Origin of the sequence: Streptomyces sp. NPDC091289, from assembly GCF_044757365.1 — a bacterium.
In the GTDB taxonomy this organism is placed as follows: Bacteria; Actinomycetota; Actinomycetes; order Streptomycetales; family Streptomycetaceae; genus Streptomyces.
This window is the reverse complement of sequence record NZ_JBIVUT010000008.1, coordinates 138,952-165,738: the sequence shown is the minus strand read 5'-3', so window position 1 is coordinate 165,738 and position 26,787 is coordinate 138,952. Positions and strand designations below refer to the sequence as shown.

General features: G+C 73.2%; 24 protein-coding genes. 7 read left to right on the top strand and 17 right to left on the bottom strand.

The features are described 5' to 3' along the window. Window positions 1-144: 144 nt before the first annotated feature. The 4 genes from ACIQPT_RS12870 to ACIQPT_RS12855 all read right to left on the bottom strand — a co-directional run bounded on the left by ACIQPT_RS12870 (window position 145) and on the right by ACIQPT_RS12855 (window position 3,953). Entirely contained in the window at window positions 145-1,800 is a 1,656-nt protein-coding gene (locus ACIQPT_RS12870; RefSeq protein ID WP_401155398.1) for a protein kinase, read from the bottom strand. After that, entirely contained in the window at window positions 1,797-2,429 is a 633-nt protein-coding gene (locus ACIQPT_RS12865) for a hypothetical protein (protein ID WP_401155396.1), read from the bottom strand. Before ACIQPT_RS12865 ends, ACIQPT_RS12870 begins: the two co-directional genes overlap by 4 nt. 136 nt (window positions 2,430-2,565) lie before the next feature. After that, window positions 2,566-3,168, bottom strand: a complete 603-nt coding sequence (locus tag ACIQPT_RS12860) for a cysteine hydrolase family protein (RefSeq protein ID WP_401155577.1) — start codon at window positions 3,166-3,168, stop codon at window positions 2,566-2,568. 38 nt (window positions 3,169-3,206) lie between these two features. Beyond that, entirely contained in the window at window positions 3,207-3,953 is a 747-nt protein-coding gene (locus tag ACIQPT_RS12855) for an N-acetyltransferase (protein WP_401155395.1), read from the bottom strand. A gap of 120 nt (window positions 3,954-4,073) precedes the next feature. On the opposite strand from ACIQPT_RS12855, the gene ACIQPT_RS12850 reads away from it, so the two are divergent. Next, the gene (locus ACIQPT_RS12850) at window positions 4,074-4,649 is read left to right on the top strand and encodes a GNAT family N-acetyltransferase (RefSeq protein WP_401155393.1); all 576 of its coding nucleotides are present in this window, start codon (window positions 4,074-4,076) and stop codon (window positions 4,647-4,649) included. 82 nt (window positions 4,650-4,731) lie between these two features. Beyond that, the gene (locus ACIQPT_RS12845; RefSeq protein WP_401155392.1) at window positions 4,732-5,400 is read left to right on the top strand and encodes a hypothetical protein; all 669 of its coding nucleotides are present in this window, start codon (window positions 4,732-4,734) and stop codon (window positions 5,398-5,400) included. A 31-nt stretch (window positions 5,401-5,431) separates the two neighbouring features. Here ACIQPT_RS12845 and ACIQPT_RS12840 read toward each other — a convergent pair whose 3' ends face one another. Together ACIQPT_RS12840 and ACIQPT_RS12835 are read right to left on the bottom strand one after the other, a co-directional pair. Continuing rightward, the gene (locus ACIQPT_RS12840) at window positions 5,432-6,217 is read right to left on the bottom strand and encodes an HNH endonuclease family protein (RefSeq protein WP_401155390.1); all 786 of its coding nucleotides are present in this window, start codon (window positions 6,215-6,217) and stop codon (window positions 5,432-5,434) included. Window positions 6,218-6,341: 124 nt separating this feature from the next. Continuing rightward, window positions 6,342-7,211, bottom strand: coding sequence for a hypothetical protein (locus ACIQPT_RS12835; RefSeq protein WP_401155388.1), 870 nt, complete (start codon window positions 7,209-7,211; stop codon window positions 6,342-6,344). Window positions 7,212-7,344: 133 nt separating this feature from the next. Here ACIQPT_RS12835 and ACIQPT_RS12830 point away from each other — a divergent pair, with 133 nt between their 5' ends. Together ACIQPT_RS12830 and ACIQPT_RS12825 are read left to right on the top strand one after the other, a co-directional pair. Beyond that, a complete protein-coding gene (locus ACIQPT_RS12830; protein WP_401155386.1) occupies window positions 7,345-7,932 on the top strand; it encodes a TetR/AcrR family transcriptional regulator in 588 nt (195 codons plus the stop codon). A gap of 139 nt (window positions 7,933-8,071) precedes the next feature. Then, on the top strand, window positions 8,072-8,926 hold the full coding sequence (locus ACIQPT_RS12825; RefSeq protein WP_401155384.1) for a nucleotidyltransferase domain-containing protein: 855 nt from the start codon (window positions 8,072-8,074) through the stop codon (window positions 8,924-8,926). Between the two features lie 2 nt (window positions 8,927-8,928). On the opposite strand, the gene ACIQPT_RS12820 is transcribed toward ACIQPT_RS12825, so the two are convergent. Then, entirely contained in the window at window positions 8,929-9,714 is a 786-nt protein-coding gene (locus tag ACIQPT_RS12820; protein ID WP_401155382.1) for a GntR family transcriptional regulator, read from the bottom strand. After that, on the bottom strand, window positions 9,711-10,250 hold the full coding sequence (locus tag ACIQPT_RS12815; protein WP_401155380.1) for a GntR family transcriptional regulator: 540 nt from the start codon (window positions 10,248-10,250) through the stop codon (window positions 9,711-9,713). The genes ACIQPT_RS12820 and ACIQPT_RS12815 overlap by 4 nt, the downstream gene beginning before the upstream one ends. A gap of 33 nt (window positions 10,251-10,283) precedes the next feature. On the opposite strand from ACIQPT_RS12815, the gene ACIQPT_RS12810 reads away from it, so the two are divergent. Then, window positions 10,284-10,655: an ATP-binding protein gene (locus ACIQPT_RS12810; RefSeq protein WP_401155379.1), complete on the top strand. Its 372-nt coding sequence runs from the start codon at window positions 10,284-10,286 to the stop codon at window positions 10,653-10,655. Between the two features lie 79 nt (window positions 10,656-10,734). On the opposite strand, the gene mfd is transcribed toward ACIQPT_RS12810, so the two are convergent. Beyond that, a complete protein-coding gene (mfd, locus tag ACIQPT_RS12805) occupies window positions 10,735-14,268 on the bottom strand; it encodes a transcription-repair coupling factor (RefSeq protein ID WP_401155377.1) in 3,534 nt (1,177 codons plus the stop codon). 408 nt (window positions 14,269-14,676) lie between these two features. Between mfd and ACIQPT_RS12800 the strand changes: the two genes are divergently transcribed. Next, window positions 14,677-15,684 carry a helix-turn-helix transcriptional regulator gene (locus ACIQPT_RS12800; RefSeq protein WP_401155376.1) on the top strand — a complete coding sequence of 336 codons (1,008 nt, stop codon included), beginning with the start codon at window positions 14,677-14,679 and terminating at the stop codon, window positions 15,682-15,684. 22 nt (window positions 15,685-15,706) lie between these two features. On the opposite strand, the gene ACIQPT_RS12795 is transcribed toward ACIQPT_RS12800, so the two are convergent. Beyond that, the gene (locus ACIQPT_RS12795) at window positions 15,707-15,970 is read right to left on the bottom strand and encodes a hypothetical protein (RefSeq protein ID WP_401155374.1); all 264 of its coding nucleotides are present in this window, start codon (window positions 15,968-15,970) and stop codon (window positions 15,707-15,709) included. Beyond that, window positions 15,967-17,385 carry an amidohydrolase gene (locus ACIQPT_RS12790; protein ID WP_401155373.1) on the bottom strand — a complete coding sequence of 473 codons (1,419 nt, stop codon included), beginning with the start codon at window positions 17,383-17,385 and terminating at the stop codon, window positions 15,967-15,969. The genes ACIQPT_RS12795 and ACIQPT_RS12790 overlap by 4 nt, the downstream gene beginning before the upstream one ends. A gap of 184 nt (window positions 17,386-17,569) precedes the next feature. On the opposite strand from ACIQPT_RS12790, the gene ACIQPT_RS12785 reads away from it, so the two are divergent. Then, on the top strand, window positions 17,570-17,746 hold the full coding sequence (locus ACIQPT_RS12785; protein WP_003968635.1) for a thiazolylpeptide-type bacteriocin: 177 nt from the start codon (window positions 17,570-17,572) through the stop codon (window positions 17,744-17,746). Window positions 17,747-17,829: 83 nt separating this feature from the next. On the opposite strand, the gene ACIQPT_RS12780 is transcribed toward ACIQPT_RS12785, so the two are convergent. From ACIQPT_RS12780 to ACIQPT_RS12755, 6 genes are all read right to left on the bottom strand, one after another. Next, the gene (locus ACIQPT_RS12780) at window positions 17,830-19,782 is read right to left on the bottom strand and encodes a TOMM precursor leader peptide-binding protein (RefSeq protein ID WP_401155371.1); all 1,953 of its coding nucleotides are present in this window, start codon (window positions 19,780-19,782) and stop codon (window positions 17,830-17,832) included. After that, window positions 19,779-20,534: an ABC transporter permease gene (locus ACIQPT_RS12775; RefSeq protein WP_401155369.1), complete on the bottom strand. Its 756-nt coding sequence runs from the start codon at window positions 20,532-20,534 to the stop codon at window positions 19,779-19,781. The genes ACIQPT_RS12780 and ACIQPT_RS12775 overlap by 4 nt, the downstream gene beginning before the upstream one ends. Before the next feature lie 72 nt (window positions 20,535-20,606). Further along, on the bottom strand, window positions 20,607-21,611 hold the full coding sequence (locus ACIQPT_RS12770; RefSeq protein WP_401155367.1) for an ABC transporter ATP-binding protein: 1,005 nt from the start codon (window positions 21,609-21,611) through the stop codon (window positions 20,607-20,609). 102 nt (window positions 21,612-21,713) lie between these two features. Then, the gene (locus tag ACIQPT_RS12765) at window positions 21,714-22,847 is read right to left on the bottom strand and encodes a metalloprotease (protein ID WP_401155576.1); all 1,134 of its coding nucleotides are present in this window, start codon (window positions 22,845-22,847) and stop codon (window positions 21,714-21,716) included. A gap of 20 nt (window positions 22,848-22,867) precedes the next feature. Continuing rightward, window positions 22,868-23,980 carry a lantibiotic dehydratase C-terminal domain-containing protein gene (locus ACIQPT_RS12760; protein WP_401155365.1) on the bottom strand — a complete coding sequence of 371 codons (1,113 nt, stop codon included), beginning with the start codon at window positions 23,978-23,980 and terminating at the stop codon, window positions 22,868-22,870. Then, entirely contained in the window at window positions 23,977-26,772 is a 2,796-nt protein-coding gene (locus ACIQPT_RS12755) for a lantibiotic dehydratase (protein WP_401155363.1), read from the bottom strand. The genes ACIQPT_RS12760 and ACIQPT_RS12755 overlap by 4 nt, the downstream gene beginning before the upstream one ends. Between the last annotated feature and the right edge of the window lie 15 nt (window positions 26,773-26,787).

Sequence of the window (26,787 nt, the reverse complement as noted above, 5' to 3'; positions counted from 1 at the left end):
AGCCTTGCGGTGATCGATGTTAGGCAGTGGATGTGGCGGGTGCCACTGATTCGACCAACGATTCGGGAGGAGTTGGGGATGTGGCCCGGTATGTGTCCGGGATCTGGCCCGGGATGGTCCGGGATGGTCCGGTACGGGGCGCTGTCAGCCGCCGCGGACGTCCCGCTGGTGGCTGAGCAGGCGGCGCAGGTCCATCGGCAGCGGGTGGTGCGGCCCGTAGCTGCGCTCGGCGTCGTACAGCAGGGCCTGGAGCTGGGCCCGGCCCGCGGTGTGGTCGCCGACCGCCAGGAGCAGCTGTCCGATGCGGTGCCGGATGTCGAGGGCGCGGCCGGGGTCGGAGGTGACCGCCCCGTAGGCGTTCTCGTAGTACGGGAGGACCGCGCGGTACTCGCCCAGCGCGGCCCCGGCCTCGCCGAGCTGTTCGAGGCACTGGGCGGCGTCGTAGCGGAACTGGAGGGCCTGGGCATCGGCCGGGCCCGCCTCGGCGGCGCGGTCCCCGGCGAGGCGGCGCAGTTCGGGCAGGGCACGGCGGTACTGCCCGTCGTCCATCAGCGTCGCCGCGTACTGCTTGCGAAGGATGCGGACGACCGGTGAGTGCTCGCCGTGTTCGGCGGCGGCGGCCGGGAGGGTGGCGCCGAGGACGTCCACGGCCTGGGTGATCCGGCCCTCGCCGAGCAGCTTCTTCACCTCGTCCACGGCCCGCGCGACATCCGGCCGGGCGGGCGGCGGCGGGGTGGCGTGGGGCGGGGTGCTCGGGGGTACGGGGGTGGCCCGTGCGGGGGACGCGAAGACGGCCGGGGTCGGGGTGAAGGACGGCGCGGCGGCGAGCGTGGGCGGCGGGGCGGCGAAGGTGGCGGGCGCGGGCACGGAGGCCGGGGTCGCGGCCCGGTCCGGCCAGGGGGCGTGCGGGCGCAGGAAGGGCCGGGTCGGGTCGAGCGGCCCGGCGGGCGATCCGTGCTTGGGCAGCAGCGGGGCCAGCTCCTCGTACACCTCCTGCGCGGAGGCCGGCCGGTCGCCCGGGTCCTTGGCGAGCAGCCGCAGCACGAGCGCCTCCAGTGCGACGGGGACCTCGGGGCGGGCCTGCCGGACCGGGAGCGGGGGCTCGTAGAGGTGGCGGTGCAGGACGCCGAGCGCGGTGGACCCGGCGAACGGAACGTCGCCGCTGAGGAGTTCGTGCAGGACGACCCCGAGGGCGTACAGGTCGGTGCGCGGGCCGACCGCGCCGCCCATGGCCTGCTCGGGGGCCATGTAGGCCGGGGAGCCGATGGGGGAACCGGTGTGGGTGAGGCGGGTGGTGTCCGTGTCGAGGACGGAGGCGACCCCGAGGTCGAGGACGGTGACGGTGCCGTCGGGGCGGACCATGACGTTACGGGGCTTGAGGTCGCGGTGGACGATCGGCACCGCGTGCACCGCGCTGAGGACCGCGCAGAGCTGGGCGGCGACCGCGACGGCCCAGGGCCAGGGGTACGGGTTCTGCCCGGTGAGGTGGTCGGCGAGGTCGGCGCCCTCGACGTACTGCATGACGAGGTAGAGGTCGTCGCTGTCGTTGCCCGCGTCGTGGACGGTGACCAGTCCGGGGTGGTCGACCTGCGCGGTGACCCGGCATTCGCGGACGAACCGGCGGCGCAGTTCGTCGGCCGCGTCGCCGCCGGCGGGCCCGGCGACCCGGTCGGGGCGCAGCAGCTTCACGGCGACGCGGCGGTCCAGGCGACGGTCGTACGCCGTCCACACCTGGCCCATGCCGCCCTGGCCGAGTATGGACGCCAGCTCGTACCGGTCGGCGATGATCCGCCCGCTCACCGGCCCTCGCCGTCCTTGTGCTCCTTGTGCTCCTTGTGCTCCTTGTGCTCCTTGCGGAGGTAGTCGCTCAGCTCGTCCAGCTCGGCGCGGACCTGGTCGAGGCGCTGGGGCGCGGGCGTGGGCGTGGGCGGCGGGGCCTGCTGGGTGTACGGGTTGGGCTGCGGGGCCTGCTGCTGGACGGGGTGCTGGGCGGAGTGCTGCTGCTGGTACGGGAGCGGCGCGGGGTGCGTGGGCACGGTGGCGGCGTACGGGGAGGGGGCGCCGCGAGGGGTGCCGAGGGAGTTGTAGTGGCGGATCTCCGCGTACAGGTAATAGGTGATGACTCCGGCCAGTACGCCGATGAGCCAGAGGAAGAGGACCGCCGCCGCCGCGTCCGACATGTCGTCGGGGTCGTCCGGGGTGGCCATGATGAAGACGAACAGCCCGCCGTTGAGGAGCGCCACGACCACCAGCAGGATCCAGTCGCGCGGCCTGCGGGTGACGATCGCGAGCCGCAGCATCGCCGCCCAGGCCAACAGGCTGCAGCTCAGCACGGTCACCGTCACGAGGATCACGCGCACCGCGGTGAGCGTCGCCTGGGAGGGCCGGGGTGTCGTCGGCTGCTGCGGCGTTGGGCCGTAGCCGTGCATGTGCTGCTCCTGGGACGCGGATGGCGGACGTGTGGGGTGAGCGTATACACCTCCGCCGACCGGCAGTCCCCGGTTGTGCCCAACGTCGTGCCCAACCGTTGCGTCCAGCCCGTTGTGCCAACCGTTGTGCTTCAGGTCACCAGGGGCGTGACCGGGCGGGGGCACCGCCGCCGAAGTCCGTCTCGGCCGCCCGCAGTACGCGCACCCGGCGGCCCGGGAAGCGAAGGTTGCGGTAGATCTCGTTGTGGTGCGCGATGGACGCCTCCGGTGCGGCGTACGGGCCGGAGCCGTCCGGCCGGACGGACGTGGTGTGTCCGTCCGCGACGAGCACCACGTCGTACCCCCGGCTCAGCGCCTGCCGGGCGGTGGACTCGACGCAGATCTCGGTGGCGAACCCGGTGACGACGACCTCGGTGACTCCCCGGGCCCGCAGGACCGCGTCCAACTCCGTGTCCAGGAAGCTGTCCGGGGCGGCCTTGGGCACGACCGGCTCACCGGGGGCGGGGGCCAGTTCGGACACGATCCGCCAGCCGTCGGTCCCGGGCTCCAGCTCCTCGTCCTGCTGCTGCGCGAACACCACCGGGGCACCGGCCGCCCTGGCCCGCGCCTGGAGAGAGGCGATGGCCGCGACGGTGCCGGATGCCCGGTGGGCGATCGCGACGAGGGCCTGCTGCATGTCGATGACGAGCAGCGCGGGGACAGGCGCGGATGCGGGGACCGCCGTCACGCCGGAGGTCACCGTCACGCCGGAGGCCTCCCTCCCCCTCGGGATCGCCGTCACAGCCGGTGCCGCACCCACACGTTGGGCTCGACGTAGACCGCGTACCCGTGCGCGAGCGCGCAGTGCACCGGGACCAGGGCCCCCGGCACCTCCACCGGGCCGTCCGTGTCGAACGGCAGCCCGGTCCACTCCCGCCACTGCTCGAGCGAGCCGCTCACGGTCATCGACACGGTGGCGACCGAGTCCACCGTGCCGCCCGCCCGGACGTGGACCCGCAGCCACGGGTCCTCGGGCAGCCCGTCCTCGGGTCGGGTCAGCCGGGCGTACTCCTCCATCGGCAGGCCGGGCCGCAGGTGCTTGCCGCTCGGCCGCACCGGGGCGACGACCTCGCGGAGGCCGTGCCGTGCCGCGTTGTCGCGCATCGCGGCGAGCATCCGGCCCGATATCCCCTTGCCCTGATGGCCGGTGGCCACCGTGATCTCGATCGCGCCGACCGTGTCGGGCGTGCGCCCGCGCCGCAGGTCCGCGAACGCCCAGAGCAGCATCCGGTCCCAGCCGCCGACGGGCAGTTCCCCGCGCCCGGGGGCGTCCAGCACGAAGGGCACGCTGTAGGCGCGGGCGACCACGACGCCCTCGGGGTCGGTGGCGACCAGTACGTACTGGGGGAACTCGACCGCGATCCGGGCGAAGTTCGCCCAGCCGACGATGTCCTCCAGCACGAACTCCGGCCAGGTGTCCGGCATCCGGTCCAGGGCGGCGGCCAGCTCCGGGCGCTCGGCGAGGGTGGTGATGTGCAGCTGCATACGCGCGACCTTATGCCGCCCGCACCCGCCCCGACCAGCGAATATCGACTCCGTACGAGCACGCGCTCCGGTCAGAAAATGATGCCCCGCACCACCACCGCTCGGCTACCGTCTCGCCGCATGACAACACCCCCGCCGCGCTCCCCCTCTTCCTCCTCTTCCTCCTCCGGCCCCGTCCTGATCCGTCCCTGCCGGGCGGCGGACCTCGACGTACTGGAGCGGCACATGCCCTCGCCCGGCCGGACCCTGCGGCACGCCGCCCGGTTCGACCAGCAGGAGCAGGGGCTCACCACCTTTCTGACCGCCTGGATCGACGACGTACCCGTCGGGACGGCGCAGATCCTGTGGCAGGGCTGCGCCGCCCCGGAGGTCCGGGCCCGCTTCCCCGGCTGCCCCGAGCTGAACGGGCTCGGGATCTGGCCACCGGACCTGCGCTCCCGGGGCATCGGCACGGCGCTGATCCGGGCGGCGGAGCAGCGGGTCCGCGAGGCGGGGCACGACCTGATCGGCCTGGGCGTGGACGACGACAACCACCGGGCGGCCGCGCTCTATCTGCGGATCGGCTACCGGGAGACCAACTGCCGCTATCTGGACCGGTACGCGTTCCTCGACGCCGACGGGGTCCGGCAGGAGGTCGCGGATCCGGCCCGCTTCCTGGTCAGACCCCTTGGCGAGGCCTCGCACGGACCGGAGTGAACCGGCCGGAACCGTGAGGTGTGCATGCCGCGTCCCCACCCGTGACTTCGTCCCCGTGCACCACCCGTCGAGGAGCAGAACCATGACCCAGCCAGGCACGACACCGACCCGCCCCCGGAGAGCCGCCGGGTGCCTGCAGAGCATCGTGGTGCTCGCGGTGATCCTCGGCCTGGGCTACGGGGCGTCCAAGATCTTCGGTGACGACTCCTCGAAGTCGAAGTCCTCCTCGTCCTCGTCCTCCCCCTCGTCCGCCTCGGACGGCAAGGGCGGCTCGTGGGAGGTCGGCGACTGCGGAGGACCGGACCCGGAGAACAAGCCGGACGGCTACCGGGCCTACGACTGCGACGAGTCGGGAGCGACCTTCAAGGCGCTGGAGCTCCAGCCCGCGAGCTTCATGCCCGAATCGATCCAGTGCCCGGCCGGAACGGACCTGATCATCAAGGTCTCCCGGGTCTACGGCTCCGGCGACGGCAAGAAGGGCGGCGGCATCCCCACCCACACGGTCTGCGGCCGCAATCTGTCCGACGACCACCCGGGCGACGCGGGCGCCGGCGGCGGCCAGCTCGTCGAGGGCGACTGCATCTCGGCGACCGCCAAGGAGATCACCTGCGCCTCGGCCGGGGCGGCCGACTTCAAGGTCCTCGGACTCGTCAAGGACAAGAAGGAGTGCCCGGCGGCGACCACCGAGCCCATGCAGCTGATGATGGCGATCGGCCGCCCGTACGACGTGATCTGCGGCGGCAAGGTCTAAAGGTCCGAATCCCCGGTGCGGCGGCGGCCGCTCAGCCGCCGCACTGGGTGAGCATGGCCTGCTTGTCGGCCGCCGTGACCGGGAGTTCGTACTTCAGCGAGACCTGGGCGAACCGCACCGCGTAGGAACAGCGGATCGGCTTGTACGGCGGCAGCCAGGAGGCGGGGCCGGAGTCCCGCTTGGCGTTGTTGGCCGGGCCGTCCACCGGGATGAGGTTGAGCGGGTCGTTGGCGATCTGCTGCCGCTTCTCCTCGTTCCAGCGGGCCGCGCCCATCTGCCAGTCGTAGGACAGCGGCATCACATGGTCGATCTGGACCTTGGTCGCCTGTTGCTTGCGCCAGTCGATGCTCTCGCCGGTGTAGGGGTCCTGGAGAGTCATCGCCATGACGATGCAGTCGGAGCCCGTCTTGTGCTCGATGTCCTTGCCGTCCCGGGCGAGCAGGTCGTTGCGGGTGTCGCAGCCGTTGCGGGCGAGCGGGATGCCGTCGATCCCGTCCTTCCAGGCGTAGCCGAACTTCTTCCGCTCGTAGCCGGTCTTCGGGCCGCGCCCCTTGGTGGCCACCTTCTCGATGAGCTTCCGGGCGGCGGCCCGGTCCGCCTCGGTGGTGAGGGGCGCCAGGCCCGGCTTCGTACCGTCCGGGTTGTCCAGCGGGCTCACGCCGAAGCCGTCGGCGGACTGCGCGCCGCCGTTGGCGCCGCCGCTCGTGCCACCGCTCCCGTCCGCGAGGTCGTCGGGGCTGCAGCCGCCCGCCAAAGCGATCGCGACGAGGGCGCCGATGGCGGGCAGGGCCACTCGGTGGGTACGAGGAGCTATCACGTGAAGCCGTCCTGACGGGGAGAGAACCGGACGCCGAGAATCCTATGGGCGTCTTCCCCGCTGAGGACGCTTCCATGACTGAGCTTCAGCACACAGGTATTCCCGGCCCGGTCCCGCGTTCCTTTCACACCTTCCCAATGCCGAGGGTGTTCTCGGACGGCAGCATCCCCGAGCCGATGACCTCCAGCCAGGGCTCCCCCAGCAGATCCGCCAGCCGCTCGCGCCCCGGCTCCCCCAGCGCCCGCCACGGTGCGGCGGCCTCCTCGTCGGTACGCAGCTCCACCTTCGCGCGCAGCTCACGCCCCGCGTCCGTGGCCGTGCCGTCCGCCGCGATCAGCCCGCGCTCCTGGAGCCGCTGCCGGGCCGCGCCCCACTCCTCCGGGCTCCACCCCCGGCTCGCGAACACCTCGGGGGCCGCCGCGCCGACCGCCGCGAAGGAGACCAGCGCCTCGCCCGGGTCGAGGCCCGCCTCGGTCAGGGCGGCGATGTGCCCGTCGCCCCGGTGTTCGCGCAGGACGGTCGCCGCCTGCCAGAGCGCCAGGTGCGGGGCGTCGGGCCAGGGCAGGGCGAAGTTGGCGGGGCCCATGCCGGGGGACGCCTGACCGCCCGCCGCCTCCGCCGCGCGGCGGGCCAGTGCGGCGGCCTCCGCGAACTCCGGCCCCTCCACCCGGTCGCCGAACAGCACCCGGTAGACCCGGTCGACCGCCCGCAGCCGGGCCGCGAGCACGGCGTCCGGGGCAGCGGTCGCCCAGATGTCCGGAACGTATCCGTCCACCATCGCCGGAGCGAAGCTGTGGAACGTCCGCACCACCGTCCGCGCGTCGGCCGCCCCCAGCGGAGCCGCACGCCAGGCGAAGTAGCTCGGCCAGCGCTCCTCGACGTCGCACCCCAGCGCGGCGGCCTCGCCGAAGGCCTCGGGGGCGTAGTACAGAACGGCGTGCAGGGGCTCCAGGAGGTGCCACATCTGCCGTACACGGGCCGCTTCTCCGGTCATGATCTCCGCCTTCCCGGACTTCCCGGACTTCCCGATCGGGAATCGCATATCTAGCCAGTGACTAGATCGGATCTCCAGCATGCGCGCACCACCCAAACTTGTCAATGACTAGATGGCGCGTAGGGTGCTACCCATGAGCAGCGAGCGCGAGCGCACCTACCACCACGGCGACCTGCGGCGCGCCATCCTGGACGCCGCCCTCGACGTCATCGCCGCGAACGGCCCCGCTGCCCTGAGCCTGCGCGACCTGGCCCGCCGGGCGGGCGTCTCGCACGCCGCGCCGGCGCACCACTTCAAGGACCGCACGGGCCTGCTGACCGCCGTGGCCGCCGAGGGGTACGCCCTGTTCGCCGACGCGCTGACCGGAGCGCCGGACCTCCGGGAGCGGGGCGTGGCGTACGTACGGTTCGCGGCGACGCATCCCGCGCATTTCCAGGTGATGTTCCAGCCGGACCTGCACCGAGCCGACGACCCGGACCTGCTGGCCGCCCGCGCCCGGGCGACCGAGGCGCTGCGCGCGGGCGTCGCGGACCTCCCGCCGGGCGGCCGGGGCGAGGACGACCGGCTCGCCGGGGTGGCCGCGTGGTCGCTGGCACACGGCTTCGCGACGCTGCTGCTCAGCGGCAACCTGGCGGACGCGATGGAGGGCCGGGACCCGGAGGAGGCGTTCCGGGCCCTGACCGGCCTGATCTTCGCGCCGGAAAAGCGGCGCGACGGCTGAGGCGGCCGTCCCCTAGGCTGCCCTCATGGGCGTTTCCTGAGCGACGAACGAGGTCCCGCAGCGGGACCGGAAGAGCTGCCCGGCGCAGGCCGCCGGGCCCCGTTCGTATGCCCACGCACCCCACTCGGGAGACCCGACCATGCCGCACGCACGCCCTGCCCGTACGCCCCTGACCGCCGACGCCCTCGCCCTGGACCGCCGCATCGAGCTGCTGCGCACGACGGCCGAGGCCGACCCCCGGATCGACGGCGTCCTCCTCTACGGATCGTGGACGCTCGGTGAGGCCGACGCCCACTCGGACCTGGACGCCTGCCTGTACGTACGGGAAGAGGACGTCGATGCCTTCGACGGGCGGGAGTTCGTGGAGCGGCTGGCCCCGCTGAAGCTGGCGCACACCAACATGTACGGCATCCTCGCCGTGGTCTTCGAGGACCTGATGCGCGGCGAGTTCCACGTCGAGCCGACCGGCCCCGGCATCGCGGAGATCGCCACCTGGCGCGGCCAGGTCCACTTCCCCCGCCCCGAGGCGGCCGTCCTCCTGGACCGCACCGGCCGCCTGACCGCCGCCGCCCGCGAACTGGCCGCCTTCAACCCGCCGGAGCCGGTGGCCACCGCCCAGCAGCTCACGGACGAACTGGCCAATTGGACCCTGATGCTGGCCCACGTCCAGACCCGGGGCGAGAGCGCCCGCGCCCACCACCTGCTGCACACTGTGCTCGCCCCGCTCCAGCTGAAGCTGTGCCGCCTGCTGCGCGACTCGACCGCCCACTGGCTCACCCCGAGCCGCGCCCTGGAGGCGGACCTGCCGGCCGGGGACGTCGAGCGGTACGCCACGACGACCGCGCCCCTGACCCCGGAGGCCGTCCGCACGGCGGCGGCGAACAGCTGGCGGTGGAGCCGGGAGCTGGCGGCCGAGGCGGCGGACCGGTGGGGGATCCGGCTGCCACTGGGGCTGCACGAGGAGATCGCGGGGGTGTTGTCCCCGCCTGAGTGATCTCAGCCGTTCTCGGGCGTGAACTCGTACTGGACCTCGTACAGATGCCCCGCCTTGACCATCACCGTGGCCTCGATGGGCCGGTCGTCGTCGCTGAACACCACCCGCAGGGTCCGCAGGACCGGAAGTTCCCCGGGGAGCCGGAGCAGTCGGTACTGCTCCTGCGTCGCGACGCGGGCCGAGACGCGGTCGACGCTGAGCCGGGGCGGGTGGCCGAGCGAGGCCAGGAGGGTGGGCGTGCCTCCGGGGATGCGGCGGGGTTCGGTGATGGCGGTGCCATCGGCGATATCCAGCGGGTAGTACGAGGCGACGAGTTCTGCGGGCTCGTCGTCGATCGACAGCAGTTGGTGGCGGAGGATCGCCGTGCCGCCCGGCTGGAGCGCCAACGCGTCCGCGACATCCGCCGGAGGTTCGGCCGCCGTGACGTCCAGGAGGGTGCTGCGGGCGCGCGTGCCGGAGTTCGCCGCCTCGGTCAGCCAGCGGTAGGGCTCCCCGGACGGGGACGGTGCCATGTACGCGGCCGGCCGTATCGTGCGCTGCCGGTGTTCGCGTACGGTCACCGACGCGCCCGGCCGGCCGACCACGAGGTTCTCGCCCTTGAGGAGCTGCAAGGCCTTCTGAACCGTGGCGTTCGCAGCGCCGAACCGCTCCTTCAACTGTGCGGTCGAGGGCAGGCTGTCACCCGGAGCCAGGTCCCCGGACATGATGTCGTCCCGCAGATCGGCCGCGATCCGCTCGTGCAGCGGACGACCGTCCGCCTCTTCTGCCTCCGGTCCGTGCACCGTCATCCGATCCTGATCTCGTATCGCAGCTTCTGGCCCCGGGGAGGCATGACCATCACATCGACCTGGACAGGCCGGTCATCCGCGTCCAGGGTGAGCCGGGTCAGTTCGAGGACCGGCTCGTCGGCCTTGAGCGACAGGGATGCCCGCTCGCTCTCGGATGGCATGCGTGCAGCCACATCCTCTTGCGCCCTGACACCGACGTGGCCCAGTTCGGCGAGCAGTCGGACCGCTCCTCCCCGAATCTTCGCCGTGGTCGCCAGTCCTGTGCCCCGCGCGATCTCCACAGGGTAGTAAGTGTCGGTCAACTCGCACGGTTCGCCGTCGAGATACATGATCCGCCGCCGTGCGACGACCGCCCCGCCCCGCCCCACCCCGAGCAGGTCCCCCACGTGCTCCGGGGCGGCGACTTCACCGGCACTCACGATCTTCTGCGTGCCCCGTCGACCCGCCGACGCCGCCTCGGCGCTCCAGACGTCGCCTCCGCCCTCCGTCGTCGTCAGGTAGTGAGTGGACGCGCTGATCACTTCGCCCTCGCCCATGGCCTCCTCCTTCGCCGACGGCGGACCTTGCCGGTGCACACGGTAGGCGACTCCGTCGAACGTGCCTCACGCGATTTCGTCGTCCATGTCCTCAGGGAGTGGCAGCTCACGGACCTGATCGACGGCATAGAGCTCTGCACCTCGGAGCTGGCGACCAACGCCCTGCTCCACGGCGTCCCACCGGGACGGGAATTCGCCGTACGGCTCGACCTGACGGACGACCTCGTGCGGCTGGAGGTCCGGGACAGCGGCGACGGGCAGCCGGAGATTCAGCACGCGGACGAGAGCAGTTGCTCGGGGCGCGGGCTGTTCCTCGTCGGTGAACTCGCCGCGGACTTCGGCGTCGACCACCACGTCGTGGGCAAGACGGTGTGGGCCGCGTTCAAGCGGCCCCCGGTGCCGTAGCCCCGCCCGGCGAAACGCCTCGGGCCCCGCCGGGCTTGCTCGCCCGGCGGGGCCCGATCGGACACGCGGTTCCGTCCGGCTACGACCCCAGGATCGTCGTCAGGAACTCCCCCGTCCACGCCAGCAGTTCGCGGCCGATGACCGGCTTGCCGCCGATCCTGCCCGCCGTCGGGCGCGGGACCAGGATCTGGTGGGCGGCCGGCTTGATGACCGTCTTGGGGTGCAGGCGCTTCAGGCGCAGTTCCTGGGACTCGCGGAGTTCCACCGGGGCGAAGCGGATGTTGGAGCCCTGGAGGACGATCTCGCCGACTCCGCAGGCGCGGGCCAGCATGCGCAGGCCGGCGACCAGGAGGAGGTTCTCCACCGGTTCGGGCAGCGGGCCGTAGCGGTCGGTCAGTTCCTCGCGGACCGCGCGGATGTCGTCCTCCGAGGAGGCCGAGGCGATCGCGCGGTACGCCTGGAGGCGCAGCCGCTCGCCGGGGGCGTAGTCGTGCGGGACGTGCGCGTCGACCGGGAGCTCGATCTTGACCTCCAGCGGGGGCTCCTCCTGCTCGCCGCCCTCCATCTGGGCCCGGTAGTCGGCGACGGCCTCGCCGACCATGCGGACGTACAGGTCGAAGCCGACGCCCGCGATGTGGCCGGACTGCTCGCCGCCCAGGAGGTTGCCCGCGCCTCGGATCTCCAGGTCCTTCATCGCCACGTACATGCCCGCGCCCATCTCCGTGTGCTGGGCGATCGTGGCCAGGCGCTCGTGGGCCGTCTCCGTCAGGGGCTTCTCGGGGGGGTAGAGGAAGTAGGCGTAGCCCCGGTCTCTGCCTCGGCCCACGCGGCCGCGCAGCTGGTGCAGTTGGGAGAGGCCGAAGTTGTCGCCGCGCTCCACGATCAGGGTGTTGGCGTTGGAGATGTCGATGCCGGACTCGACGATCGTCGTGGAGACCAGGACGTCGAACTTCTTCTCCCAGAAGTCCACCACCACCTGTTCCAGGGCCTGTTCGGACATCTGGCCGTGTGCTGTGGCGATCCGCGCCTCCGGGACGATCTCGCGCAGGCGGGCGGCGGCCCGGTCGATGGACTCGACCCGGTTGTGGATGTAGAAGACCTGGCCCTCGCGCAGCAGTTCACGGCGGATCGCCGCGCCGATCTGCTTCTCCTCGTACGGGCCGACGAAGGTCAGCACCGGGTGGCGCTCCTCCGGCGGGGTGGTGATCGTGGACATCTCGCGGATGCCGGTGACCGCCATTTCGAGCGTACGGGGGATGGGGGTGGCGGACATCGTGAGCACGTCGACGTTGGCGCGGAGCTTCTTCAGCTGCTCCTTGTGCTCGACGCCGAACCGCTGCTCCTCGTCCACGACGACCAGGCCGAGGTCCTTGAACTTCGTCTCGGAGGAGAAGAGGCGGTGGGTGCCGATGACCAGGTCGACCGAGCCGTCCTTCAGACCTTCGAGGGTTGCCTTGGATTCTGATTCCGACTGGAAGCGGCTCAGGGCGCGGACGTTGACCGGGAATTGGGAGTAGCGCTCGGTGAACGTGCCGTAGTGCTGCTGGACGAGGAGAGTGGTCGGGACCAGGACCGCCACCTGCTTGCCGTCCTGGACCGCCTTGAACGCCGCCCGGACCGCGATCTCCGTCTTGCCGTAGCCGACGTCGCCGCAGACCAGCCGGTCCATCGGGACCGTCTTCTCCATGTCCTCCTTGACCTCGGCGATCGTGGACAGCTGGTCGGGCGTCTCCGCGTACGGGAACGCGTCCTCCAGCTCGCGCTGCCAGGGGGTGTCCGCGCCGAAGGCGTGGCCGGGGGCCGCCATCCGGGCGGAGTAGAGCTTGATCAGGTCGGCGGCGATCTCCTTGACCGCCTTCTTCGCCCGCTGCTTCGTCTTCGTCCAGTCCGCGCCGCCGAGCCGGTGCAGCGTCGGGGCCTCGCCGCCGACGTACTTGGTGACCTGCTCCAGCTGGTCGGTCGGGATGTAGAGGCGGTCGCCCGGCTGGCCGCGCTTGGCGGGGGCGTACTCGACGAGCAGATACTCGCGGGTCGCGCCCTGGACCGTGCGCTGCACCATCTCCACGTACCGGCCGACACCGTGCTGCTCGTGGACGATGTAGTCGCCGACCTCCAGCGTCAGCGGGTCGATCGTCTTCCGGCGGCGGGCCGGCATCCGGCCCAGGTCCTTCGTGGCGGTGCGCTGGCCGGTCAGGTCGGTCTCGGTGAGCACCGCCAGCTTCAGCGCCGGGTCGATGAAGCCCTGCTCGATGGCCCCGCAGGAGACGTGGACCAGGGACGGGGTGATCCCGGTCAGGTCCGCGTCGAGGCGGGCCGCGATGCCCTCGCCGCCCAGCACCTCGACCGTACGGGCGGCGAGCCCCTGGCCCTCCGTCACGTACACCGTGCGCCAGCCGTCGGCCAGCCAGCCCTTGGTGTCGGCCAGCGCGCGGGCGGTGTCGCCCCGGTACGCCTCGGGGGCATGCATGGACAGCTGGAGGGTGTCGTCGTCGTGGTCGGCGGCGTCGGCCGCGAACGGGGAGATCGACCACCACATCATGTCCAGCTCACGGGCCCGGTCCCGGACGTCCGCGATGCCCCACAGCGAGGCCGCGCCCACGTCGATCGGGGCCTCGCCGCCGCCCGCGCTCGCCGCCCACGACGCCTGGAGGAACTCCTGGCTCGTGGCGACCAGGTCGGCGGCCCGGGTGCGGACCCGCTCCGGGTCGCAGACCAGCGCCATCGCGTCCTTCGGCAGGACGTCGAGCAGCAGCTCCATGTCGTCGACCAGCACCGGGGCCAGCGACTCCATACCCTCGACCGCGATGCCCTCGGCGATCTTGCCCAGCAGCTCACCCAGCTCCGGGTGCTGCTCGGCGAGCGCCGCCGCCCGCTCCCGTACCTGGTCGGTCAGCAGCAGCTCACGGCAGGGCGGGGCCCACAGCCCGTGCGCCGCGACCTCCAGGGACCGCTGGTCGGCGATCTTGAAGTAGCGGATCTCCTCGACGTCGTCGCCCCAGAACTCCACCCGGAGGGGGTGCTCCTCGGTCGGCGGGAAGACGTCCAGGATCCCGCCGCGTACGGCGAACTCGCCGCGCTTCTCGACCAGTTCGACCCGGGAGTACGCGGCGGCCGCCAGCGCGTCCACCACCTCGCCCAGATCCGCGTTCTGCCCGCTGCTCAAGCTGACCGGCTCCAGCTCGCCGAGCCCCTTGACCTGCGGCTGGAGCACGGAGCGGATGGGGGCGACGACGACGGAGACCGGGCCGGTCTCCGGGTCGTCCTCGCGGGGGTGCGCCAGCCGCCGCAGCACGGCGAGGCGGCGGCCCACGGTGTCCGAGCGGGGCGAGAGCCGCTCGTGCGGCAGGGTCTCCCAGGACGGGAACTCCGCGACCGTGTCCGGCGGCAGCAGGGTGCGCAGCGCGGCGGCCAGGTCCTCGGCCTCCCGGCCCGTCGCGGTGACGGCGAGCACGGTCCGGCCGGTCTGCCGGGCCAGCGCGGCCACGGCGAACGGCCGCGCACCGGGCGGGCCCACCAGGTCGACATGCGCCCGGTGCCCGTCCCCGGCGGCCTTCACCGCCTCGGCGAGCGCCGGGTCCGTAACGACGACATCCAGCAGACCGTGCAGACTCATGAAGTTTCCGTCCGGGATCAGATCAGGGGCAACGCGAAGGGCCCGACACGTGGAACGCGCCGGGGGTTCCAGGTTACGACCCGGGGGTGACAGCCGCGCCCGCAACCGGCCACCCGGCGGGCTCCGTGCCGTTTCACCGCCCGTCGTGCCGTGCCCGCCGCTCGTCGACGGTCGCGCACCGTTCATCTCCGTATCGCACACAGTTGTGCCGGGGATCCTCACAGGAGTGATCCCAGCGTCTAGTCTTTGCCCGACCCTTGCACAACAGGTGTATCCGAAGGTGTATCCGAGAGCGTCACACAGGCAGTCAGTACCGAGCACGGGCGGAGCGAGCAGCGGCCGGGTCGGGCGGCGCGGGGCGATCCCCCTCGGTGCACGGCCCCACGGGATCACGCATCGGGGGCTTACGTGGGCGAGAACGAGATGTCTGTCTTCGGGGTCCCGGAGGCCGAGGAAGAGATCTACCGGCACTTCCTGCGCAACCCCGGCACCCGCGCCGACGACCTGCACCTCCTGCTGCACTCCCGGCCCCGGGAGGCCCGCGCGCGGATCGACCGGCTCCAGGAGCTGGGGCTGCTGCACGCGGAGGACGCGGAGCTGCGGATCTTCCCGGCGGATCCCGAGGTGGCGCTCGCCCGGCTGGTCGATGTGCGGCTGGCCGCACTCCACCAGGAGCTGCAGCGCGTCACCCGGTCGCGGCACGTCATTGATGGTCTACGCGCGGAGCAGGGGGCCCGTACGCCCCCTCCGCAGGGCATCGAGCAGCTGGAGGGGCTGACCCAGATCCGTAACCGGATCGACGACCTCGCGTTCTTCGCCCGGGACGAGATCCTGTCCGTGGAGCCGTACACCCGGCTGTCGGCGGAGAACATCGCCCGCTCCCGCCCGCTGGACCTGCGCTGTCTGCGGCGCGGGGTGCGGATCCGCAACGTCGTCTCCAGCGTCGCGCTCCAGGACCCGCCGACCGCCGCCTATCTGCACGAGCTGGCCGAGCACGGGGCGGCGATCCGGGTGACGGCCGACACCACGGAGCGGCTCCTCGTCTACGACCGCCGGGCGGCGCTCGTCCCGCTGGACCCGCGCGACACCTCGCGCGGTGCGCTCCTCGCCCACCGCAGCGGACTGGTCTCCAACATCATCTCCCTGTTCGAACGGATCTGGGACCAGGCCGACGAACTGTCGCGGGCGGGCGGCGGCCCGGGGAGCGACGAGGACGCCGGCGCTCCCCGGCCCTCCGGCATCGAGCGGCGGGTGCTCGTGTCGATGTGCACGGTGGGCAAGGACGAGGCGGGCGCGCGGGAGCTGGGGGTGTCGGTGCGGACCTACCGGCGGCACGTCGCCGACCTGATGCAGACGCTGGGCGCGGCCAGCCGGGCGCAGGCGGCGCTGCTCGCCCGCGAACGCGGCTGGATCTGAACGCCGGAGGCCCCGGAAGGCCCTACGGGTCTTGCGGCTCCTCCGCCCAGCCGCGCAGGGCCGTGTCCGCCAGGACGCAGGACACCGCCCGCCGCACCGCCGACGCGTCCGTCGCCCCAGCCAGCTCGACCCGCAGGACCACCCGGTCCCGGCCCACCTCCGAGTGGCAGGCCCAGTGCCCGGGGAGCAGTCCCAGCAGCCGTACGACGGTGGTCCACCCGGTCGGGGCCGCCCGGTCGCGGCGTACGACGACGACATCGGCGACGCCCGGCGGGCCGGCCGTCATGACGCCGCCTCCCGGTGCCCGGCGGGCCCCGGGTCCAGCACCTGCCGGGCCGCCGCCGCCAGGGCCGTGATGCCGACGGGCAGGGCGGCCCGGACGTCGGGGGCGAAGCCGGGGGCGTGGTTGGGCGGTACGGGTACGCCTCCGGCGCGGGCGGCCCGCCACGGTCCGGCCCCGGTGGTCCCGAGCATCCAGTACGCGGCCGGGACCAGGTCCGAGCCGCCCCGACCGGCCGGCCCTCCCGACGCGAGGTCCGGCCCTCCCGAGCCGCCCGCCGCGAAGTGCGGGAAGTCCTCGGTGGCCGCCGAGCCGCCGAAGTCCAGCACCCGGCCGGGCCCGAGCAGCGCCTCGTGGGCCCGGCGCACCCGGGCCGTCAGCGCCGGGTCGGGGCGCAGGGCGGGCGAGCGGGCGGTGACGGTGATGCCGGGTGGGCGCGGGGCGCCGGATGCTTCGGCCTCGGCCCGGACGACGCGTTCGGTGGCGGCCGCCAGCCGGTCGAGCGCCTCTTCGGTGAACGCCCGGATCGTGAGGGAGAGTTCGGCGTGGTCCGGGGTGATGTTGCCGCGCTCGCCCGCCCGCACCGAGCCCACGGTGAGCACGGCCTGCTCGGCGGGCGCGGTCGCCTCGGCCACCACGGTACGGAGGCGCAGCACGGTGGCGGCGGCCATCAGGACCGGGTCGACGTTGAGGTGCGGGGTGGCCGCGTGGCCGCCCCGGCCGTGCAGGACCGCCTCGACGGCGACGCTCCCGGCCATCAGGGGCGGCCCGCCGGCCGGCGCGTGGGCGAGGGTCCCGGCGGGGAGCGGGGCGGCGTGCTGGGCCAGGACCGCGTCGGGGACGCCGAACCGCTCGTAGAGCCGGCCCTCCGCCAGCATGGCCCTGGCCCCGCTCAGCGTCTCCTCCTCCGGCTGGCCGGCGACGAGGACCGTGCCCCGCCACGTGTCCCGGGAGGCGGCGAGGAGCGCCACCGCCCCGGTGACCGCCGCGATGTGCAGGTCGTGGCCGCAGGCGTGCATGACCCCGGGGGTGGTGCTGGCGTACGGCAGGCCGGTCGCCTCGGTGACGGGCAGCGCGTCCAGCTCGGTGCGCAGCAGCACGGTGGGGCCCGCGCCGTTGCGCAGCACCCCGACGAGTCCGTGGCCGCCGCCCACGGAGCGGGTGACCGTACAGCCCAGCTCCGTGAGCCGGGCGGCGAGGCGGCCGGCGGTGCGGTGCTCGTGGCCGGAGAGTTCGGGGTGGGCGTGCAGGTCGAGGTAGAGCTCGACGGCGGAACGGAGCAGGGGGCGCGGCAGGGGCCCCTCCCCTGCCGCCGCCTCACCGCCCCGGGCCCGCGCGTCTCCTCGGGCCCCCGACGCTCCGCCGTCCTCGTCGTCCGCGTTCCTCGTCGTTCTCGCCGCTGTGACCACCGCGCACCTCATCTCTGCTCAACGAGCCTGCTCCGTACGGCTGTCAGGTGCCGGGCCGTCGCCCTGCCACCGGGTGCCAGCGATGTGACAGCGATATCGCGGCCGATCTGACAGCGGTCACCCCTCCAATGGGTCCAGCACCCGGGCACCGGATCGGAGCAGCCGGCCGGACCCCCACGAGACCAGGGAGATCACCATGGCCCCCAAGACCGAACTCGCCACCCTCGCCGACGAGATCCTGGAGCTGGAGTCGGAGACCTTCGAGATCTCGGACTACTCCGACGCGTCGGAGGTCGTCCTCGCCGGTTCCACGTCGTGTTCCTCGACGTCGACCTGCTCCAGCACCACCAGCACCACCTCCTGCAGCGCCTGACACCGGTTCTCCAGGCCTGCTCGTACGTCGGCCCCCTCCGTCGGTCGGAGGGGGCTGTCGCACGTGGGGCGCGGGCGGCCCGGTCACGGGAACGGGTGCGGGGCGGCCTTGATCTCCGCCTCCGGGAGGTCGTCGGCCCGCCGCCCCGCCGCTCGCAGCGCGGTCCGCAGCCGGGGTGTGGTCAGCGCCCGCTGTCTGCTCCAGCCGAAGTCCAGCGGCAGCAGCCCGGGGACGATGGTGGAGACGGTGTGCAGGCCCATCCGGTGCTGCTCCGGCGTCGTCTGGTCGACGGCGATGACGTCGTACCCGGCCCCCGTCAGCCGGTCGCGCAGCAGCCGCAGATCGTCCAGCAGGTCGCCGGTGCGGGGGCGCAGCGGCTGCCAGTCGGCGAACGTCTCCTCCAGCGGGAGGACGGCGGCCGGTTCCAGGTACTCGGCGGCATGCCGGGCCATGGACGGCAGCCCGTAGAGCTGGGCGTGGTCCTTGAGGTGCAGGACCTTGCCGAAGTCCTGTTCCATCGCCTCCAGTTCGGCCCGCCGCTCGATGACCTGGTAGGGCAGGTGCGGGATGTAGGTGAGGACTTCGGACAGGGCCGCCTCGACCGTGTCCGCCGGGTCGAAGCCGGCCGCCGCGCTGAAGGACAGCGTGCCGTGGCCGCCGTCCCGGCGCACCGCGAGGGCGGTGACGACGGGGACCGCCAGATCCATCCGCGTATCGAAGGCGTGCACGTCGTAGCCGTGCAGGGCGGCCCGGTCGAGCATCGAGCGGACGGCGGGGGTGGTCGCGGTGGTGAGGTCGATCGCGGTGAGACGGGCTCGGCCGTACCAGGCGAGGAGGAAGGCGTCCCGCTCGACGAGTTCGAGCAGCCCGAAGAGGATCGCTTCTTCCGGACTGCCGCCGGTGGCGCAGCCGTTGGAGCACTCGAAGACGAAGTTGTCGGCCTCGACGCCCGCGCTGTAGTGGGCGAGCCGGGCCGGGACCAGGATCGGGGCGTCGTCGCGCAGCGAGTGGCCCCAGACCCAGGGGATCGCCCGGTCCGGGTCGAAGGGGCTGACCAGGGGGTCGGAGGCGTACGTCTGCGGGGTGTAGAAGCCGCAGTCGGCGGGGTTCAGCGCCTGGCCGGAGAGGTTGCGGTAGCTGTCGAGGACCGGGGTCGTGCCGCGTCGGCGGTGGGTGCCCGCGTACCGCTCCAGGCCTTCCAGGTGGGCGAGGGTGCGGCTGGTGGCGTACCGGTTGGCCTGGCCGCTCCAGGTGACGTCGTTGAGGCCGGCGTAGCCCCGTACGAAGTGGCTTCCGGCGACCGGGGCGGTGGTGGTGGAGGCGGGGTTGATCCAGATGTCGGAGCCGAGCGTGCCGCAGACCGGGTTGGCGAGGGCGGCGGTCGGCAGCGAGTAGGAGTCCAGGGAGCGGATGCGGTAGCCGTCGGGGTCCGGTTTGGGGGCGGGGCCCAGCTTCATGCGGGCGGCCTCCGCCGTGTCCGGGACCTCGTGCACGCAGGCGGGGCACAGCGGTTCGGGCAGCAGCGGGAAGGTGGCCGTGGCGAGGGTGACCAGGTCGACGCGGGTGACCTGGGGCAGCGCCCGGTCGGCGGGGGTGGCGTCGGGGTTGGTGGTTCCGCCCCGGACGACGGCCTCGTACGTGGCCCAGACCGCGTCCACCGCGTAGTCGGTGAGCACCGGCCAGTGCACGGCCCCGTGCGGCTCGTGCCCCAGCTCCAGCGCCTCGCGCTCCGACCTGCTGCGCAGCCGCTGCCAGCGCATCGCGAGGCACTGGCCGCAGGCGGTGGCGTCGGGCCCGCCGCCCCAGGGGCCGACGAGGACGGCCCGGGAGGTCAGCTGCACGTTGGCGGCGGGCCGGGTGGCGGCGTACGGGTCCGGGTGGCCGAAGCCGAGGACGTCGGCGGCCCCGAGCGGCACGGCGTAGGGCGCGGGCAGACCGCCGGAGGAAGCGGAACGGGCGTGGCGGGCGGTCAGTCCGGCCTGGAGGCGGGTGCGGGCCGCCTCCAGAGGGGTCGGGGCGGGGGCCGTCGTCGTCATGACTTGTCGCTCCAGCGGAAGGTCTTCAGCGCCACCGCGCCGAGGACGAGGGCGAATCCGGCGAGGACGGCGCAGGCGACGCCGATGTCCGTCAGGGTGCCGCCGCCGGTCAGCGCGCCGGAGACCCCGTCGTTGAGGTAGCGCAGGGGCAGGACGCGGGAGAGGCTCTGCATCCAGCCGGGCATGGCGTCCAGCGGGAAGAACGAGCCGGACAGGAACGCCATGGGAATCATCAGGCAGTTGGCGACGGCGGCCACCGCTTCGGGGGTCTTCGCGTAGCTGCCGACGATGACGCCGAGCGCGAGGAACGCGGTGATGCCGAGGACCAGCACGGGCAGGGCGAGCGGCCAGCGGCCGTCCAGCTGGAGCCCGAAGGAGGGAAGCAGGGCCACGGCGACGAAGAGGACCGCCTGGACGGCTCCGACGCCGAGGGCCAGGACGTAACGGGAGGCGAGGACGGCGGAGACGGGCGTGGGCGTCATCCGGATCAGCCGGAGGATGTCGTCGCGCCGCCACTGCATGAGGACGAACCCGACCCCGAAGACGGCGGCGTTGCCGACGCCCCAGGACAGCACGCCGGGGGCGATGTAGTTGATGTAGGGCTTGCCGCTCTCCTCGACCGTCTGGCCGTGGAAGATCAGCCCGAAGACCACCAGGAAGATCAGCGGGAAGGCGAAGGTGAAGAAGAGGGTGGTGCGGTCGCGGGTGTAGGCCCGGTATCCGGCCTGGCTCAGCGCGGTGTAGGCGCTCATCGGGTGTCTCCGTATCGCTGGGTCACGCACGTGGGGTGGAGGGGAGTGGAGGGGGGGGCGGGTCTGCCTGCGTTACGGCTGCGGGGCTCCGGTGCTCGTACCGGCTCCGGTGCTCGTACCGGCTCCGGCTCCCGTGCCCGTGCCCGTCAGGTCCAGGTACACGTCCTCCAGGCTCGCCGTCCTGGTCTGTACGCCCTGGAGCCCCGCGATCGCGTCGACGGCGGCCAGGACCTTGCCCGCGGCGAGGGTCTCCAGCACGACCGAGCCGCCCTCCTCGGTCACCCGGTCCACGTCCGGGATGGCGCGGGCCTGTTCGGGCGTGAGGCGGTCGGCCGGGACCAGCAGGCGGGTGGTCGGGCTGGAGGCGGCGATCAGCCGGCCGGGGCTGTCCAGCGCGGCGACCCGGCCCGCGACCATGATGGCGACCCGGTCGCAGAGCGCCTCGGCCTCGTCCAGGTGGTGCGTGGTGTAGACGATGGTGCGGCCCTGGCCCTTGAGGTCGCGGAGGACCTGCCACAGCGAGCGGCGGGCCTGCGGGTCGAGGGCGGCGGTCGGCTCGTCCAGGAAGATCAGTTCGGGCCCGTGGACCAGGGCGGAGGCGATGGCGAGCCGCTGCCGCTGGCCGCCGGAGAGGTCGTCGACCCGGGTGTTCCCCTGCTCGGTGAGGCCGACGGAGGCGAGGGCGCGTTCGGCGGCGGCCGCGTCGCACCGGTAGAGGGCGGCCATGGTGACCAGGTGTTCGCGGGCGGTCAGCCGGACGAAGAACGCGGAGGCCTGGGTCTGCACGCCGAGCCGGGGCAGCAGGGCGGTGTTGCGCGGCCAGGGGCTCTCCCCCAGGACCGCCACCGTCCCGGAGTCGGCCCGCCGCTGGCCCTCCATGATCTCGACGAGTGTCGTCTTGCCCGCCCCGTTGGGCCCGAGCAGCCCGAAGAACTCCCCGCGCCCGACGGTCAGCGAGACCCCGTCGACGGCCCGGGTGGAGCCGTACGTCTTGTGGACGTCGGCCAGGGCGACGGCGGGCCCGGCGGACGGTCCCGCCGGAGGGTCGTGGGGGGTGCGGGGGGCGGTGGACGTCATGGGTCTCTCCTTGGGATGGAACACCGGGACCGGCTGAACACCGGGCCTGGACCGGGAACTTCAGACCGTCGGCTGGGAACTTCAGACCGTCGGCCGGGAACTTCAGGCCGTCAGCAGATGATGGGCGCTCGCGACGACCGCCGCGACGACCATGGCGAGAACAAGCAACGTCACCGACGCATAGGCGGGATAGGCGATACGGGCCCGGCGCGGGTAGCCGGCCGCATCCGGGGAGCGGCGCAGGGCGAGCCGCAGATAGGCGCCGGCCGAGGCGGCGAGGCCGGTGGCCCCGGCGAGCTGGCCCGCGATGCGGTAGCCGTCGAGCGGCGGCAGCGGCACGAGCATCGCGAAGGCCTGGACGCTGCCGAGGAGCAGCAGGGCGGCGAACGCCTCGTGCGTGGCGTCGTCGAGCGGGGCGAACAGCCACAGCGCAGCGAACGGGAGCAGGAAGACCAGGTTCATCACCGCACCGGCGGCGGCCGTGGCGATGCGGTGCCAACGGGTGCCGAGGTAGAGGTAGTTGTCGACCGTGCAGTACATGATGACGACGGGCAGCCGCCATCGCAGCCCGATCTCGGCCACCCGCCCTCCGTAGTGCCGGGCCACCACACCGTGCGCCAGCTCGTGGAGGGCGGTGCTCAGCCAGAGCAGGGCGGCCGTGCCGGTCAGCAGGACGGGGTTGGTGAACAACTCCCGTACAGCGATGAGCAGTTCGCCGGACCGGGCGACGACCACCGCCTCCATCGCGAGGATCAGCGCCAGCAGCGGCACCATCGCCCAGGGCGCGAGCAGGAAGCCGAGGGCCCGGTGCAGTCGGGCCGTGGTGGCGTCGGCGTCGGCCACCAGGGGGAGGGTGCCGCGCAGGAAGGTGCGCTTCTCCGGCACGGGCGCGGGGGCCGGTGTGCTCTCCGGCGCTACGGCAGGAGTCTGCTGTGCTGCGACTCCTGCCAGCAGCCCCTTCGTCCCGAGCAGGGCCAGGAGCCGCTGCCAGTGGGCGTCGCCCAGCCGTCGCCCGTACTCCCCCGCGTACGCCTCGCCGATCTCCGCGAGGCTCCGCTCCCCGTCCATACGCGTGATGAGGAAGTGCTCCTTGGGCCCGACCTTGAAGGAGTTGCCGGTCTCGGCGTCCTTGATCAGGTGGACGGTGGCGGCGCCGTCCAGCAGCGGGTCGCTGAGCAGGACGCGGGGCCGCAGCTCGGGGCGGTAGGAGGCGAGCGCCCCGGATGCCCCGGACACCCCGGAGACCCCGGACGCGCTCACTCCGCCCCCTCGGCGGACCCCTCGGCGGGCCCCTCGGCGGGCCCCTCGGTGGACTCCTTGAGAACCCGGCCCAGAACATGGCTGAGATACGCCTCGTCGCGGATGGTGACGTGCAGCCGGTTGTTGGTCATATGCATGTACGGGGACAGCAGCAGCGGCAGCGCGACGGCCGGGTCGGTGACCTGCTCGTCCCGCTCGCCGTCCCAGGACCGGAAGACCAGGTCCCCGTCCTCGGCCAGCTTCCGCGCCCGGTCGCGCAGTTCGGCGCAGTGCTCGGCCCAGCCGGCCAGCGACCCGGGCAGCGAGCGGGCGCTGCCGGGCGGGGCGGTGGCGGCCCGGACCCGGGCGAACCGGTCCCGCAGCCCGTCCGCCGTGCGGGCGTAGTTGCGGTCGTACTCGTCGGTGCCGATGAAGCCGGTGCCGGGGAAGGCCCGGTGCCAGAACTCGTAGTAGTTGTCGAGGTATTCGGTCAGCTCGGCCCGCCCGGGCAGGAAGGTCGAGGACATCACCATCATCAGCTGGGCGGCGGTGCCGAGCAGGACCGTGCGCAGGTGCAGGTTCTTGGTGGCCAGTGCGTCGATCACCAGGTCGCTGGAGTGCCGGAAGTGCCACTCGGCCAGCTCGATCCCGGCGGGCCCGCCGTACTTCCCGAACTCCGGCTCGTACGGCTCTCGGTGGCGGGAGTTGTTGGGGCGCAGGTTCATCCGGCCCCGGTCGTCGGTGTAGTGGCCGCGCTCGCCGCCGGGGAACTCGATCTCGAAGAGGGTGTTGTAGAAGTCGTTGAGGAACCCGGAGTCGACCTCGTACAGCGCGGGCCGCTCCGCCAGAAACGCGTCCACGGCCTGTTCGGTGCGGCGGGCCACCTCGGGTTCGGCGGCGGGTGTGGACGGCTTCAGGCGCAGCCGTATGTGCGGGCCCTCCAGCCAGTAGTTGATGAAGAAGTACCCGGCGAGCAGCCCGTCCGCCTCCAGCTCCGCGACCAGCGGGCGGACGCAGTTCAGGAGGAAGGGGCGGGGGTTGGCGGCGTAGAAGACATGGGTGGCCTGCCACGCGCCGGTTCCGATGGTGGTGGCGGCGGTGGCGGCCGATGCGGTGGTGGGGGGCGTCATGAGGTGGTCCTCCTGCGGACGGGTACGGCCGTCTCCACGGCCAGTTCGGCGACATGGCGGCCGTGGCCGGACACGGTGGGCAGGGCGTCCTCGTCCGGCAGCATCTCCCGGAACACCACTCGGGCGTCGGGGGACTTGACGAGCGCCTCGAAGGCGGACAGGGACAGGGCGCTGTCGAAGTCGAGGTACTGCGGCTTGGCCCCGGTCGCGCCCCGGGCCCCGGTGTCCGACACGGTCGCGAAGACCCGGTCGGGCAGTCCGTGGGTACGCCGGAACGCGTGCCAGTCCAGGAACCAGCCGTCCTCCGGGGCGCCGGGCCGGTGCAGGGGCAGGAGGGCGGCCGGGGCGCTCCAGCTGCGGCGGCTCAGGACGAGCGAGCCGTGCCGCACCCGGGGCCGCCCGGTGACCCCGCCGCGCGGCTCGGCCTCGGGGACGCCCGCCCACACGTTGAGCGGGGCCATCGAGGTCGGGGAGAGGAGGAGCAGGGTGCGCGGCAGCTCGGGCAGGGCGAGGGGGACGAGGTAGCCGAGGTAGACGGGGATCACCTCGCGGTCCAGGCGGACCGAGCGCAGGACGAGCCGGTCGGCCTCGGGGACGTGCATGAGGTACAGGTCGTCCAGCGCGATCCTGAACTCCGGTGCCAGCGTGCCGCGTTCGCCGGGGCAGACGATCTCGTACGGGGTGAGCCGGCCGTGCAGGTTGAGGTTGCTGGTGACCGGGCCGCCGGTGACCTCGGCGAGGACGGCACCCTCGGGCACGAGGGTGTCGGTGTCCGCGAGGAGCCGTTCGCCGAGGCCGTCGAAGAGCTGGGTGAACCGGGTGAACGAGAACGCCACCCCGCCGTAGGACCGGTTGAGGACGACGAGCGGGTCACCGGGCCGGTCGGCGATCTGGACGTGGTGGCTCATCGGCGCGAAGTCCGGTGCGATTCCGTCCAGTTCACCGGCCACCGCGTCCAGGAAGCCCTCGTCCAGCCGCACTTCGGCCGCCCCCGGTTCCGCCGCCTCCGCCGCCTCCCACAGTGCCGTCATCCGGGCGGTGAAGGTGCGGCGGGCGGTGTCGAGGGCGCGCAGCTTCTCCAGGCCGAGCCAGTTGACCTCGGGGACATAGGTCCCGTCGGCGTCGTACGGGGTGCGGGAGGCGGTGAACGTCATGTATTGGTCGAAGAAGTCCTCGTGGAAGTCGTGGACCAGCTTCAGCAGGTCGTCGCACCGCCCGCCGTGCCCGTACCGGGCGAGGAAGAAGCCCTGGAAGGTGATCCGCTGCGGGAGGGTGAGGTCGAAGGCGGGCAGCACCCGCTCCACCGCCGCCAGCGGACCGGCGGCCAGTCCCCGCCAGGCGTCGGGGTCCAGCATCACGCCCGGGTCCGCCGCCCGGACGGAGCCGTCCTGCGGTGAGTCGTGCTGCGGGGAGCCGACCTGCGGGGAGCCAGCCGCCGCGTCCTCGTACAGCAGCGTCTGCGGGACCTTCGCACGCTCCGCCCCGAGCTCCTCCTCCTGGACCGCCCGCAGCCCGGCCCGGACGGATTCCAGCAGGGCCCGCCGCTCGTCCGGGGCCGCATCGGCGAAGCGCGCGGCCCGGGCGGCGGGCTCCTCCAGCCGGTCCGCGAGCCGGTCGGCCCAGGGGCGGTCCAGGCCGCGCAGCGCGTCCTGGAAGGCGCGGAGCGGGTCGGTGTCGTGGACCTCGGTCCGCAGGCACGGCACCTGGACCATGCCGACGTCCAGGAGCGCCCCGAGGTACTGCTCGCACTCCTCGCGCGCCGCGCCCCGGTCCTCCTCCAGCCAGGCCGCCAGCTCGCCGTAGCGGAGGGTGCCGCGTTCCTCGAAGAGGCCGAGGAGCCGTTCCAGGGTGCCGCTGCGGCGCAGGAAGAACAGCCGGTCCTTCACCGCGTCGAAGGTGACGGCGGTGTCGTCGTCGCCCGCGGTGACCCAGCGGCGGACGTAGCGGACCCGGTCGTCGTCGCGTCCCCAGCCGGAGGCGAGGGCGAGCGGCAGATCGGCGCGGCGGACCGGGTCGGCGATCACCGCGTCGGCGAGCCGGCCCAGCGCCACGACGTTGAGCCGGACCTGCGTCCGCCACTCCTCCCCGACCCGCACGCGCAGTCCGTCGGAGCCGCCGAACACGCCGGGGGCGACGCCGGTGAAGGTGGAGAAGGGACTCGTCTTGCAGGCGGTGCGGTAGACGTAGGAGAGCAGCGAGCGTTCGATCTTGCGCTGCTTGCGGTCCGGCTTCGCCCCGGCCCGGGCCGCCTTCTGCCGGTAGCCGTCGAGCTGGGCGTCCAGGGTCGGCGAGGCGAGCAGCAGCCCCTTGCGCAGACGCTCGTGACCGGCGATCCGGGCCAGCTCGGTGCGGCTGCGGCCGGTCTCGTCCGCCAGCAGGCCGGCCCCCGCGCCCCGCTTGTCGTCCAGGGCGCGCCGGCCGGTCAGCCAGTCGGCGAGGGCCCGGGCGGCGGCCGGGTCCAGCGCGCGGACCCGGGCGAGGGCGTCCTCGGCGGCCACCGGGTCCGGCAGCCGGTTGTTGAAGACGTCGCGGCGCAGTTTCAGCAGGGCGCGGCGCAGCGGTTCGTCCTCGCTGCCGCCGATCAGGCCGTGCAGCTGGTCCGCGGCCTTCCCGGCCAGCAGCGCCAGTTGCTCGGTGGTGTCGAGGACGTCGTCGGCCCAGCGGCGGCTGTCGGGGCAGCGCAGGGCCCGGACGTCGTCGACCGGAAGTCCGGCGACGCGCAGCATGAACGCGGGCCGGCCAGAACCGGAAGGGGAGTTCGCGGAGTTCACGGAGTTCGCGGAGTCGGTCATCGTCTCTCCCCCCGC

What these genes read in the sequence shown, in the direction of transcription:
- ACIQPT_RS12795 (WP_401155374.1), bottom strand. Translation starts at nt 15,970, where the DNA reads ATGACGGCCGGCCCGCCGGGCGTCGCCGATGTCGTCGTCGTACGCCGC.
- ACIQPT_RS12755 (WP_401155363.1), bottom strand. Translation starts at nt 26,772, where the DNA reads ATGACCGACTCCGCGAACTCCGTGAACTCCGCGAACTCCCCTTCCGGT.
- ACIQPT_RS12785 (WP_003968635.1), top strand. Translation starts at nt 17,570, where the DNA reads ATGGCCCCCAAGACCGAACTCGCCACCCTCGCCGACGAGATCCTGGAG.
- ACIQPT_RS12830 (WP_401155386.1), top strand. Translation starts at nt 7,345, where the DNA reads ATGAGCAGCGAGCGCGAGCGCACCTACCACCACGGCGACCTGCGGCGC.
- ACIQPT_RS12855 (WP_401155395.1), bottom strand. Translation starts at nt 3,953, where the DNA reads ATGCAGCTGCACATCACCACCCTCGCCGAGCGCCCGGAGCTGGCCGCC.
- ACIQPT_RS12780 (WP_401155371.1), bottom strand. Translation starts at nt 19,782, where the DNA reads ATGACGACGACGGCCCCCGCCCCGACCCCTCTGGAGGCGGCCCGCACC.
- ACIQPT_RS12815 (WP_401155380.1), bottom strand. Translation starts at nt 10,250, where the DNA reads ATGGGCGAGGGCGAAGTGATCAGCGCGTCCACTCACTACCTGACGACG.
- ACIQPT_RS12770 (WP_401155367.1), bottom strand. Translation starts at nt 21,611, where the DNA reads ATGACGTCCACCGCCCCCCGCACCCCCCACGACCCTCCGGCGGGACCG.
- ACIQPT_RS12825 (WP_401155384.1), top strand. Translation starts at nt 8,072, where the DNA reads ATGCCGCACGCACGCCCTGCCCGTACGCCCCTGACCGCCGACGCCCTC.
- ACIQPT_RS12790 (WP_401155373.1), bottom strand. Translation starts at nt 17,385, where the DNA reads ATGAGGTGCGCGGTGGTCACAGCGGCGAGAACGACGAGGAACGCGGAC.
- ACIQPT_RS12850 (WP_401155393.1), top strand. Translation starts at nt 4,074, where the DNA reads ATGACAACACCCCCGCCGCGCTCCCCCTCTTCCTCCTCTTCCTCCTCC.
- ACIQPT_RS12760 (WP_401155365.1), bottom strand. Translation starts at nt 23,980, where the DNA reads ATGACGCCCCCCACCACCGCATCGGCCGCCACCGCCGCCACCACCATC.
- mfd (WP_401155377.1), bottom strand. Translation starts at nt 14,268, where the DNA reads ATGAGTCTGCACGGTCTGCTGGATGTCGTCGTTACGGACCCGGCGCTC.
- ACIQPT_RS12865 (WP_401155396.1), bottom strand. Translation starts at nt 2,429, where the DNA reads ATGCACGGCTACGGCCCAACGCCGCAGCAGCCGACGACACCCCGGCCC.
- ACIQPT_RS12820 (WP_401155382.1), bottom strand. Translation starts at nt 9,714, where the DNA reads ATGACGGTGCACGGACCGGAGGCAGAAGAGGCGGACGGTCGTCCGCTG.
- ACIQPT_RS12835 (WP_401155388.1), bottom strand. Translation starts at nt 7,211, where the DNA reads ATGACCGGAGAAGCGGCCCGTGTACGGCAGATGTGGCACCTCCTGGAG.
- ACIQPT_RS12845 (WP_401155392.1), top strand. Translation starts at nt 4,732, where the DNA reads ATGACCCAGCCAGGCACGACACCGACCCGCCCCCGGAGAGCCGCCGGG.
- ACIQPT_RS12775 (WP_401155369.1), bottom strand. Translation starts at nt 20,534, where the DNA reads ATGAGCGCCTACACCGCGCTGAGCCAGGCCGGATACCGGGCCTACACC.